This window comes from Pseudomonas sp. Rh2, from assembly GCF_040762985.1.
Taxonomy (GTDB): Bacteria; Pseudomonadota; Gammaproteobacteria; order Pseudomonadales; family Pseudomonadaceae; genus Aquipseudomonas; species Aquipseudomonas taiwanensis.
On record NZ_CP142890.1, the window covers coordinates 3,786,536 to 3,798,043 of the forward strand.

The 11,508-nt window shown below is 63.4% G+C and carries 9 protein-coding genes; all 9 read left to right on the plus strand.

Annotated features, from left to right (window positions below):
• Window positions 1-109: 109 nt before the first annotated feature.
• Window positions 110-1,639, plus strand: a complete 1,530-nt coding sequence (locus VXM67_RS17330; RefSeq protein ID WP_023381196.1) for a glycosyltransferase — start codon at window positions 110-112, stop codon at window positions 1,637-1,639.
• A gap of 32 nt (window positions 1,640-1,671) precedes the next feature.
• Window positions 1,672-2,835: a PilZ domain-containing protein gene (locus VXM67_RS17335; RefSeq protein WP_104881506.1), complete on the plus strand. Its 1,164-nt coding sequence runs from the start codon at window positions 1,672-1,674 to the stop codon at window positions 2,833-2,835.
• A gap of 19 nt (window positions 2,836-2,854) precedes the next feature.
• Complete coding sequence (locus VXM67_RS17340; protein WP_027908156.1) at window positions 2,855-4,306, plus strand: sel1 repeat family protein; 1,452 nt, start codon at window positions 2,855-2,857, stop codon at window positions 4,304-4,306.
• Window positions 4,303-5,757, plus strand: a complete 1,455-nt coding sequence (locus VXM67_RS17345) for an alginate export family protein (RefSeq protein ID WP_023381199.1) — start codon at window positions 4,303-4,305, stop codon at window positions 5,755-5,757. Before VXM67_RS17340 ends, VXM67_RS17345 begins: the two co-directional genes overlap by 4 nt.
• A 14-nt stretch (window positions 5,758-5,771) precedes the next feature.
• Window positions 5,772-7,199 carry an MBOAT family protein gene (locus VXM67_RS17350; RefSeq protein WP_027908157.1) on the plus strand — a complete coding sequence of 476 codons (1,428 nt, stop codon included), beginning with the start codon at window positions 5,772-5,774 and terminating at the stop codon, window positions 7,197-7,199.
• Between the two features lie 9 nt (window positions 7,200-7,208).
• A complete protein-coding gene (locus VXM67_RS17355) occupies window positions 7,209-8,303 on the plus strand; it encodes an alginate O-acetyltransferase (protein WP_023381201.1) in 1,095 nt (364 codons plus the stop codon).
• 18 nt (window positions 8,304-8,321) lie between these two features.
• Entirely contained in the window at window positions 8,322-8,960 is a 639-nt protein-coding gene (locus tag VXM67_RS17360; RefSeq protein WP_023381202.1) for an alginate O-acetyltransferase AlgF, read from the plus strand.
• A gap of 28 nt (window positions 8,961-8,988) precedes the next feature.
• Window positions 8,989-10,389 carry an alginate biosynthesis protein AlgX gene (locus tag VXM67_RS17365; RefSeq protein ID WP_023381203.1) on the plus strand — a complete coding sequence of 467 codons (1,401 nt, stop codon included), beginning with the start codon at window positions 8,989-8,991 and terminating at the stop codon, window positions 10,387-10,389.
• Between the two features lie 103 nt (window positions 10,390-10,492).
• Window positions 10,493-11,506 carry a polysaccharide lyase gene (locus tag VXM67_RS17370; protein ID WP_367237240.1) on the plus strand — a complete coding sequence of 338 codons (1,014 nt, stop codon included), beginning with the start codon at window positions 10,493-10,495 and terminating at the stop codon, window positions 11,504-11,506.
• Window positions 11,507-11,508 lie beyond the last annotated feature (2 nt).

Below are 11,508 nucleotides of genomic sequence, written 5' to 3' on the forward strand. Positions count from 1 at the left end.
CTATGCGGCCCTTCGCAGGCTCCGCCAGCACCCACAAGCCCCGAGTTCCGTCGACGAAATCACCTTCGTTGATCGACATCGGGCACCCGACAACAGGAGTTGAAGCTACATGGATCGACAGCAACAGCATCCCTTCGAGGCACCCGGCTACCTGCGTGCAGGCGCCAGCTTCTTCGCCTGGGCATGCCTGGCCGGGCTGATCGCGCTGGCGTCGGAGATGGTCGCGCCGCAGTACCTGGACCCGAACCATCACCTGTTCATCTTCATCATCGGCACGCTGGGCATGTGGCGCTACGGTAACGCGGTCGTCCACTACGTGCGCGGCATGTACTTCCTGCACCTGAAGTTCCCACGCCTGCGCCGCCAGGTCGAACGCATGGGCGATGCGGCCCTGCCCTCGCACCTGTTCATGGTGGTGACCAGCTTCCGCATCCCGACCCTGACCACCTTCAAGGTCTACCAGTCGGTGTTCCAGGAAGTGCAACGGCTCAAGGTGCCCTGCACGGTGATCGCCTCGATTGTCGAGAAAGGCGACGAGACGTTCATCAAGGACATCCTGCGCAACGAGGTCAAGGACCGCGACGATATCAGGCTGGTGATCGTCCGTGCACGCGGCACCGGCAAGCGCGATGGCCTGGCCCACGCCTTCCGTGCCCTGTCCCGGCAGATGCCGCTGGACGATGCGGTGGTCGGCGTGGTCGACGGCGACACCATGATGCTGCCCGGCTGTGTGGAGCGCGCGGTCAAGCTGTTCGCCCTGCTGCCGAATGTCGGCGGGCTGACCACCAACGAGTTCTGCGAAGTCGAAGGCAGCCGCTGGATGCGTCAGTGGCACTCAATGCGCTTCGTGCAGCGGCATATCAACATGTGCTCCATGGCACTTTCGCACCGGGTCCTGACCCTCACCGGGCGGCTGTCGTTCTTCCGTGCCAGCGTGATGACCGACCCCGAATTCATCCGCGACGTCGAGGCCGACTTCCTCGAACACTGGCGTCTGGGCCGGTTCCAATTCCTCACCGGTGACGACAAGTCGAGCTGGCTGAGCCTGATGCGCGCCGGCTGGGACACCTTCTACGTGCCCGACAGCCACACCCTGACCGTCGAGCACCCGCCAAGCGACAGTTTCTGGGTCGCCACCCGCCAGCTGATGTTTCGCTGGTACGGCAACTCACTGCGCCAGAACTTCCGCGCCACCGCCCTGCTCGGGCGTGCTCGCCTCGGGCTGTTCACCCTGTACGTCCTATTGGACCAGCGCATCTCGATGTGGACCTGCCTGATGGGCCTGACAGCTTCGGTGATGGCGGGGCTGATCTTCGGCATCCAGTACCTGCTGGTGTACCTGTTCTGGGTACTGCTCTCACGCAGCCTGGTGACCGTGCTGTTCGTCTTCGCCGGCCACCCGGTCAGCCCGATGTACCCCTTCGTTCTCTATTACAACCAGATCGTCGGTTCGCTGATGAAGGTCTACGCGATGTTCCACATGGACCAGCAAAGCTGGACGCGGCAGAAGACCACCCTGAGCACCGGCAACGTCGACTTCGACGCGACCCTCAACCGCTGGTCCTCGAAGGCGATGCTGTGCTCCTCGATCGCCATCTTCTTCGGGGTCATCACCGTTCTCCTCGAAGTTTCCCGATAACTCAACGCAACGTTAAGGAAAGGCGCCTGCACATGAGTAGCTCGAACATTCCCGTGGCCCCGGGCAAGACAGCGGCCAACATCGTTCATGAGGCGATCGACGAACGCCAGCATGTACGCACCCGCATGAACGCACGCGTGCGTTTATCCGCCGCAGGTCAGGCAGCGTTCGAAACGGCCCTGCAGGACATTTCCCTGGGAGGCATGGGCCTGCGTCACGAAACGCCGCTGAAGATCGGCGCGCTGTACGACGCCTCGATCCGCCTGCGCCTGAACCAGGTCGACCTGAGCATCGACAGCAAGATCCGCATCGTCTCGCAGCGCGGCAGCGAAGTGGGCGCGCAGTTCGTCGAGCTCGACGCACAGAAGCGCGACATCCTGCGCTACCTGATCAGCGCCTACCTGTCGGGTGAAATCGCCGACATCAATGGCCTGTTCAACGTCATGCAACGGGAAAACTACATCAAGGAGCGCAAGCAGAAGTACGCCACGGCACGTACCCCCGGTGCCCGCCTCAAGGCCTTTACCGGCACCCTGCTGTACACCGCCGCAGGCTTGGCGGCGCTGGCCTTCGTCGGCTACAAGGGTTACCTGTTGTTCTTCCGCATTCCGGCCGTCCAGGCGCAGGTGTCCACCCACGCCCAGGTCATCAGCATGCCCGACAACGGCTACGTGAAGTACCTGCTGCCTGCCGGCGCCACCGAAGTGCAAGCCGGCCAGCCGCTGGCCAACGTGTCCACCCAGCTGGCAACCAGCTTCACCAGCCCGGCCGACATGAAGGCAGTGGCCGACCTCGCCCCGGGCGATCTGCAAGCCTTGCTAGGCCGCGCCACCCTCGAAACGGTGATCAACAGCCCCTGCGACTGCCAGGTGTACTACCCGACCCAACGCCTGGATGGGTACGGCTACAAGGATGCGCCGCTGATGCACCTGCTGCCCAAGGACCAAGGGCTCTTCGTGCGCGCCAATGTGCCGTTCGACAAGCTGGCCGATGTCGACCGCGTGCGCTCGGTGGACATGCAGGTGTTCGGCCTGGACCAGCACTACAGCGGCAAGGTGGTCGATGCCCGGGTCGATGAAGTCAATCGCAACCTGGCCCTGACGATTCAGCCAGACAGCCCGCTGCCAGCCTCGGCCTATCAGAAGGCAGTCGCGGTCGACCTGTACCTTGGCCTGCCCTTTGGCCGTGCCAATTGAGCCTGTCGAGGACAATGCCATGACCCTGATGACGCCCACGCGCTTGCTGCTGGCCAGTCTCACCCTGGCTTGTGCGGGCAGCGCGACTGCCGGCCAGAGCCTGGAGCAGGTGCGCTATGCCCTGTTCAAGGATCCCAGCGCCGATGTGAGCGCCGATTTGCGTGAACTGGCACGGCGCGGTGATCTGGCCAGTACGCTGCTGCTGGGCGATGTCCTGGCCAGCCGCGAGGATGTCAGCCGTCAGGAGGTGGTTGCGCTCTATCACACCGCGTTCGGCGATGGCCAAGGCATGGTTCCGGCACTGGCCTCGTTGGCCCGGCTGATCGACCGCACCCCCAGTCTTCGCGAAGCACAACGGCCATGGTTCGAGCGCGCCCTGACCCGCTACCAGAGCACACTCGACCCACGCAACGCCAGTACCACACTGGAAGTGTTCCTCACCTATCCGCAACTGGTGAGCGTCGACCAGGCGGCGGAACTGCTGGAACTTTACGAGCGCTCGTGCTTGCTCAACTGCCGCCCGCAGCTGTACCGGGCGGTGCTTGCCGAGCGCCAGGGCGACCAGGGCGCGGCCGAACGCTGGTACCGCGAGGCCGTGCGCTTCGATGCGCGCGCGATCGACCGCTACTACGCCTTCCTCGGTGATCGACAAGACCAACTGTTCCCGGCTTTCGCCACTTCACTGGAGGCGCAGCGCAGTCAATTACCAGTCGATATCGTGCACCGTATCGCCTCGCTGCTCGACAACATCGCCAGTGTTCAGCGCGCCGAGCAGGAAGCCGACCGTATCGAACGTCAGAGCCGCGAGCCTGACACGCCGCCCGTCGCACCGACGCCCGAACAGCAGGCCCGTGACAAAGCCCAGGCCGATGCCTTGGCGATCGCCACCGCACAGGTGCAACGCTGGCGTGACGAGGCCGTCGCCAGGGGCTTCGTCCCGGCCATGGTGTCCAAGGCCAACTTCATGATCTCCAACCCCACCGAGCACAACGCCGAGGAAACCCAGGCGCTGATCGATCAAGTCCGCCTGCGCGAGCCGATGCGGGCCAAGGCGTTGCAGGCCTCGTTCTACATGGTCAACAACTGGCTGACCCTAGACCCGGAGAAGGCCCGGGCCCTGATCGACGAACTGCGCGCCAGCCAGTATCCCGGTGCCGGCCTGCTGCTGGCCGACTACTACAGCAAGGGCGTGCAGGACCAACCCGACCAGGACAAAGCCCTGGCGCTGTTCCAGGAAGAGGCTGCCAAGGGCTCGACCGCCGCCTGGTACCGCATGGCCACGTTGCACGCCTATGGCCGCGCCCTTTGCCATGACCCGGTCAAGGCCTACACCTATGCGCGGATCGCGCTAGACCTCGGCGAGCGCAGCGCCCGTAGCTTGGTCCGACGCCTGGAAAAGACGTTACCCAAGGATGACATCGAGCGTGCCCTGGCCGCGCGCAACGATCTGCTGAAGGAGGCCACGCTGTGAAAACCCACCATCCCCTGTTCGCTGCCCTGCTCACCCTGACGCCGCTGTCCGTGGTCCTGGCCGCCGAAGAAATCACCGGCCCCGAAGCCGACAGCAACGCGCCGGTGCGTGTTGCCGCAGCCGATGGCAGCGAGCCGCTGATCACCTCGGAATTCTTCAACAAACTCACCGTGCAGACCGGCTACGGCCCGGAAGACTCGCAAGTCGGCAGCGATCGCGAAATGTTTTACAGCTTGCGCTACGAGCCATCATTTGCCTGGTATTCGCCCGAAAAGCGCTGGGCCAAATGGATGGTCTACGGCCGCCTGTGGCTCAACTACGACTCCAGCGAGTCGAGCAACCTGACCAACGAAGCCACCAACAGCAGCGAACGCGAACAGCCCGAGGGCTGGTACGCCGAGCTGCGCGAGCTGTACGTCAAGCGCAACCTGATCGGCGACGACCCGCGGTATTCCGCGTCACTTGGCCGGCAGCGCTTCTACGACGACTACGGCATCTGGTGGGACGACAGCCTGGAATCGCTGCGCTTCAACTACCAGGACACGTTCTCCGAGGCGTTCATCGCCGTTGGCCAGAAGTTTCACAACTACAACACCGATGTGAACAGCCTTGCCGATAGCGAAGCGCGCACCACCTACGTGATGGGTCAGTATGCCTACCGCTGGAGCCCGAACAACCAGGCCGGCGTGCGCCTGATGCACGAGAACGACCACAGCGGCCACGACGCCGAAGACCGCTACGACTTCAAGGGCCTGCGCTACGGGTTGTTCTTCAAGGGCGACAACCTGGGCCTGCCGGCGCTCAGTGACTACCACCTGGAGCTGGCCGCCCTGGATGGCAAGATGGACAACACCGACGGCAATGGCACGACCACAACTGGCCACGGCAGCAAGGGCTGGGCCGCCTTGGGTGAGGTCGGCAAACGCTTCGACACGCTGCCCTGGACGCCACGTATCGCATTGCGCGGCGGCCTCACCGACAAGCCAAGCGACGAGAACGATGGCTTTCGCCTCAATGCCATCCAGTCGGATCGCATCACCCGCAGCGGGTCCTACAGCACGCGCCTGACCAGCTCGTTCGTTGCCCTGGACCTGCGCAATCTCAGCTACTACGGCATCGCCGTCGAGACCAAGCCCACTCCCCGCAGCGCCCTGGACCTGCGCGTGACCCAGCTCGACCTGCGCGATGAAGACGGCACTTTGCCCATCCGCATGAACGGCGACCAACGGGCCGAGCGCAACCGTGCAATCGCCCAGGGCAGCAATGGCAATGGCCGCAATGTCGGGCAGATGGTCGACCTCAATTACTACTGGAAGATGTTTCCGCTGGCACTCGACGGCAAGCACCTGGATGTCAACGCACTGGTCAGCGCCAGTTACCTCAATGCCGGCAGTGCATTGGCAACCGGCGACGACTACCAGCTGAGCGTCGGCGTGGTCATCAGTTACTAAGGACGGGCAGCGCCATGATCTTCGCCTCCAACGTGTTCCTGTTTCTCTACCTGCCGCTGTTCCTGGCCGTGTATTTCCTGGCCAGGGCGCAGTGGCGCTCGACGGTGATCGTCGTCGCCAGCTACCTCTTCTATGCCTGGTGGCGACCGGACTTCCTGTTGCTGTTCGTCGGCATCACCTACTGGAACTACTGGTTCGGCCTGCGCATCAAGGCGCGCCTCGACGCGGCGGACAAACGTTGGGCGCTTCGTCTGCTGTGGATCGGTGTAGCCGGCAACCTCTCGACCCTGGGCTACTTCAAGTACGCCAACTTCGGCGCCGAAGTGCTGGCCCTGCTGCTGGCGCCACTGGGCATCGACACCTGGACCCTGGAAAACATCTTCCTGCCCCTGGGCATCTCGTTCTATGTGTTCCACGCCCTGAGCTACATCGTCGACATCTACCGCAAGGACGCCACGCCGACGCGCAATTTCATCGACTTCGCCGCCTTCGTCGCATTGTTCCCGCACCTGGTGGCCGGACCGATCCTGCGCTACAGCCAACTGGCGCCGCAGCTGCGCGAACGCACCCATTCGCTGGAGCTGTTCTCGCTGGGCGTGTGCCGCTTCATGCTCGGCTTCATCATGAAAGTACTGATCGCCGACCGCCTGGCGCCGATCAACGCGCTGTTCGTCAGCGAAGGCACCCTGCAGTTCAGCGACGCCTGGTTCGGCCTGGTGGTCTCCACCCTGCAGTTGTACTTCGACTTTGCTGGCTACAGCCACATGGCCTTGGGCCTGGCCTTGATGATGGGCTTTCGCTTCCCGGAAAACTTCAACCAGCCCTATGTGTCGCAGAGCATCACCGAGTTCTGGTCGCGCTGGCACATGACCCTGGCGCACTTCCTGCGCGACTATGTGTACATGCCCCTGGTACGCAAGCGCGTGGCCGGCGCATTGCCGGCGCTCATCTGGACCATGCTGCTGTCCGGGTTGTGGCACGGGGCGAGCTTCGCCTTCATCTGCTGGGGACTGTTCTTCGGCGTTGGCATGGTACTGGAACGCAAGTTCAACCTGGCGACCAAAGTCAGCACCCCATACCACCTGGGCCGCAACCTGCGCACCGGCCTGTTGATCGTGCTGAGCATGCCACTGTTCTTCACCATGGACCTGCGCCACAGCATCGACATCTACAAAGCGCTGTTCGGCTTCAACGGCTTCGGCTCGCTGGAGCTGTACGTGCTCGGCGCCTCGAAAATGGCCATGGCCTTCGCCCTGGTGGCCTTGGCCTGGCTGGTCCTGGCGGGCATCAACAATGTGCGCTTCTACGCTGGCAACAAGACGGGGTACTTCATGCGCCATGTCGGCGCGCTGCACAGCGTGTTGCTGTGGGGCGGTTTCCTGTTGGCGCTGAGCAGCCTGGCGGCCAATTCGTTCTCGCCCTTCCTGTATTTCCAGTTCTAGGAGACGGCCATGTATCCGGTGATGAATTCGGCCAGCAAGGCCAATGGCATTCTGTTCGCGCTGGCACTCGGGGCGATGTTCGTCTACTCGCTGCCACCGGTGTTCAGCTTCGCCCGCACCCAAAGCGATGCCTGGAACCTATTCGTCGACGGCAAGCTGCTACGCAAGTTCGAGCAGGTGTACGACAAGCGCTTCTTCCTGCGAGCCCCCTCCGTGACGCTGTGGGCCGACGCGCAGTTCCAGCTGTTCGGCGAAGGTACCAAAGGCGTGGTGCTGGGCAAGGATGGCTGGCTCTACACCAACCAGGAATACCGCGTGCCCAATGACCTGGACGCCAACCTGACGGGCCAGCTGGAGCAGATCGTCAAGGTCCGCGCGCAATTGGCCGAACACGGCAAACAACTGGTGGTACTGCCGCTGCCAATGAAGCTGGATGTGTATGCAGCGCACGCCGAGCATGCGTTCGACCCCAGGGTGACCGGCCTGTACGACCGTTTCGTAAGCGAGCTGCAACGACACCAGCTGGACGTGGTGCCGCTGCGCAGCGCGTTCCTGGCCAACCTTGGCGGCCCGAAGCTGTTCCTGAAATCCGACACCCACTGGAGCCCAGAAGGTGCGCGCCTGGCCGCCTACGAACTGGCACGTCAACGTCCGCAATTGCTGGGTGATCAGGTCTACCTCTCGCACCCGTCCGGGGAGAAAAGCATCAAGGGCGACCTGATGAACTACATCCAGTTCGACCATGCTCGCCTGGCGCCGCAGTTCGGAGCCAACCCGATCAAGCTGTACGAAACCCTCAAGGCCGAACAAAGCAGCGATGACCTATTCGCCGAGCAGGAGCAGAGCCTGCTGCTGGTAGGCACCAGCTACAGCAAGATCGACGACTGGAACTTCGTCGGCTTTCTCAAGGAGGCACTCAACCGCGACCTGCTGAGCATCGCCGTCGAGGCCCGCGGCCCGTTCGAAGCCATGAACCAGTTCCTGGCAAGCGATCAACTGGCCAACCCACAGATCGAAACGGTGGTATGGGAATTCCCCCTTCGCACCTTGCTCGCCCACCGTCCCGGCGCGCTCAGCCGCAGCGCCGTGCCCCAGCATTTCTGACGAATCAAGGAGAACCTGATGAAACCTGCTCACCTGTTTACCGCCGTTGTCCTGGCCACCGCCAGCCAGGCGGGCTACACCGCCGAAGGCAATGCCGACCTGTACGATGCAGTAGCCCCTGCCGATTCGGCCTTCGTCCGCGTGCTGAACCTCTCGGACCGCAGCATCGACGTCACGTTGAGCGGCAAGGTCAACCCGCAGAAGGTTGCGCCCGGCCAGCTCAGTGGCTACCGCTTCACCTCAGCCGGCAGCCACAAGATCGCGGTCGGCGGGCAATCCATCGAGCCGCAGCTGAAGGCCAACGCCGCCAGCACCGTGATCTACGACGGCAAGCAACTGAAGCTGATCGCCGACAAATACGTCAACGAGCCGAAGAAGGCACAGATCGCCTTCTACAACCTCACACCGGCACAAGCGGCGCTCAAGACCGAGGACGGCAAGCACGTGGTCGTCGACCCATTGGCCAACGGCCAGACCGGCAGCCGCATGGTCAACGAGCTCAAGATCGGTTTCGCCGCCTATGTCGCCGATCAGAAGGTGGCGGAATTCGACGATCAGTTCCTCAAGAAGGGTCGCTCGTACAGCTATGTGCTGCTGCCCCAGGGCAACGGCTACCGCAGCATGACCCAGGCCAACAGCATCGACCCCACCGAGTGACGCCCACGCTGCAAGGATGGATAGGTACATGAAGACCCTAGTAAGTGTGTCTCTAAGCGCAGCCCTGGCCCTGCTGAGCCTGCCTGGCCAGGCCGCACAGGCGCCAAAAGCCGGCTGTGAGAACCTGCGGTGCATGGTCTGCCCGGCGCTCAGCGACCCACAGCGTTACACCGAGGGGCGCATGAAGCTGATGCGCGAAATCGTACCCGGCAAGGACCGCTGGCTATTCCGCTCGGCGGTGGACCTGACCAACGACTTCGGCATTCCCGCCCCTATGCGCCCGGAGTTCGCCCGCTTGATGCAGGCCTTCCAGCGCCAGGGCATCCACGTGGCCATGGCGGTCCAGCCCACCCGCGGGCTGATGCACCGCGACAAACTGCTCGAAGGCCAACTGCACGGTTTCGACTATGCCCAGGCCAGCGCCCACCTCAGTGCCTACCTTGGCCAGTTGCGCCAGGGCGGTGCGGTGGTGGCGCCGATGATGCAACTGGTGCAGCAGCCGCCTCAGGGCGAGTACTTCTTCCGCCGCGACCACCACTGGACCCCGGCCGGCGCCGAAGCCACTGCCAGACTGATGGCCGAAGAGATCCGCCGCCAACCGTTCTACGGCGAGTTGACCAAGAAGCAGTATCGCACCGAGCCTGGGGTAATGGTGCCCAAGGATGGCACGCTGAACCTGGCGCTGAGCAACATCTGTGGCAACAACTATGGCTTCCAGTACGTGCGCGGCTTCCAGACCATCCCGGTGGCCGACAGCGCCGATGCGCTGTTCGACGAAGCGCCAGACCCGCAAGTGATCCTGGTGGGAGACAGCAACGCCGCTGCACGTGAAGACGAGAGCAAGCAGTTCAATTTCGACGGCTACCTCAAGCAATACCTGAGTGTGGATGTACTCAACTATGCCCTGCCGGGTGTCGGTGAGGACGGCTCGCTGCTGGCGTACCTGCTGTCGGAAGACTACGACCCCAAGGCCCCGCCCAAGTTGATCGTCTGGGAACTGCCGGCCAACTACCGGCTTGATTCGCCGTTGATGTATCGCCAGTTGGTGCCGGCGGTTCAGGGCGGCTGCTCGGCCAACAGGCAAGTGTTGGGGTCGAAGTTGCAACACCCGGCGCTGAAGGTTGGCGAGCGCATCGAGCTGCTGAGCAACGCGGGCAGTTCGCGCCAGTCGTTGAGTGGTTCGAAGGGGTTTCTCGACATCCGCCTGAGCGACAAGAACATCAAGGACTTCTACATCATCGTCTATTACGACAATGGCGCGCGCGACAAGGTGTGGTTCCGTCGCGAGGCAGCCGTCAGCGGCGGGCAGTACTACCTGGAACTGAGTAAGGACCCAGCGTTTGCCGGGGCCAACTTGCTGTCGGTGTTCATGGAACCGACCAAGGCGGGCACTGCGGCCACCGAGGTGGAGACTCGTCTGTGTCTTTGAAGATGCTCATCGGGGCTGCCTCGCTGCTTCCCCTGGCCCTGCTCCCCCCCAGGCTCAGGCAGCCCAGTCGATCTGGCCTGCGCATCCCACGCCACAAGCGGCCATGATCGCCGACTACCACACCCTGGCCTGCAGCAAGGAGCCTCCGCCGCCCTATACCGGCAGCCTGCGCCTGCAGAGCAAGTACGACCAGCGCGACGTCAGCAAGTCGACCCTGCGCAGCAGCCCCGATGCAGGCAGCGAACGCATCGGCAAGCAGGTCAAACAGTTCGTCGGCGGGCTGATCTACGCCGGCAAGCGTTTCCAGCGGGCGAAAAAGCCGCAGGACGCCAACATGGCCCTGGCCTGCCAAGACCAATGGCTGCAAGACTGGGCCGAAGCCGGCGCACTGCTCAACCCGGATGCCAGCGGCACAGGCATGGCCGCGCGCAAATGGGCTTTGGCGGCAATGGCCGGAACCGTGCTGCTGACCCAGTCAGCCAGTGACGGCAAGGTGCGACTGAGCGAGGCTCAGCAGTCGTGGTTCACTCGCCTGGCCGAATTGGTGATCCACGAGTACGACCCACGCCGCGATGCCCCAGGCGTGTACTTCAACAACCACGACTACTGGGCTGCCTGGGCCGTAGCCGCCACCGGCATGCTGGTCGGGCGCGACGACTTCATCCAGTGGGCCGACGGCAACCTACGTCGTGGCCTGGCCCAGGCGGTGCGTTCCCGCGATGGCAGCTACGCCTACCTGCCGCTGGAAGTGGCGCGGGCCAAGCTTGCCGCCACCTACAGCCAGTACGCCTTGGTACCCCTGGTATTGCTGGCTGAATCGGCGCGCGTCAACGGCCTGCCGTGGAGCGCCGACGACCAACAGACCTTGGACCTTCTGGCCAACTTCGCCGCTCGCACGGTGCTTGACCCACGCGACCTGCCCGAACTCGAAGGCCAGTCCCAGGCGGATGTAGCGCCGTACAAACTGGCCTGGTTGATCCCGTTCCTGCAGCGCAATCCCGGCCACGCCCTGGCGCGCCAGCTGTACGACAGCGAAGACGGCGATGTGGACAACTACAGCCAGCTCGGCGGCCCTATCAAACCGTTTTACCCCTCATTGCCCGGATCAAGGAACTGACC

Excerpts from the sequence above, each read along its gene's own strand:
- VXM67_RS17330 (WP_023381196.1), top strand. The coding sequence starts at position 110 with ATGGATCGACAGCAACAGCATCCCTTCGAGGCACCCGGCTACCTGCGT.
- VXM67_RS17335 (WP_104881506.1), top strand. The coding sequence starts at position 1,672 with ATGAGTAGCTCGAACATTCCCGTGGCCCCGGGCAAGACAGCGGCCAAC.
- VXM67_RS17340 (WP_027908156.1), top strand. The coding sequence starts at position 2,855 with ATGACCCTGATGACGCCCACGCGCTTGCTGCTGGCCAGTCTCACCCTG.
- VXM67_RS17350 (WP_027908157.1), top strand. The coding sequence starts at position 5,772 with ATGATCTTCGCCTCCAACGTGTTCCTGTTTCTCTACCTGCCGCTGTTC.
- VXM67_RS17355 (WP_023381201.1), top strand. The coding sequence starts at position 7,209 with ATGTATCCGGTGATGAATTCGGCCAGCAAGGCCAATGGCATTCTGTTC.
- VXM67_RS17360 (WP_023381202.1), top strand. The coding sequence starts at position 8,322 with ATGAAACCTGCTCACCTGTTTACCGCCGTTGTCCTGGCCACCGCCAGC.
- VXM67_RS17365 (WP_023381203.1), top strand. The coding sequence starts at position 8,989 with ATGAAGACCCTAGTAAGTGTGTCTCTAAGCGCAGCCCTGGCCCTGCTG.
- VXM67_RS17370 (WP_367237240.1), top strand. The coding sequence starts at position 10,493 with ATGATCGCCGACTACCACACCCTGGCCTGCAGCAAGGAGCCTCCGCCG.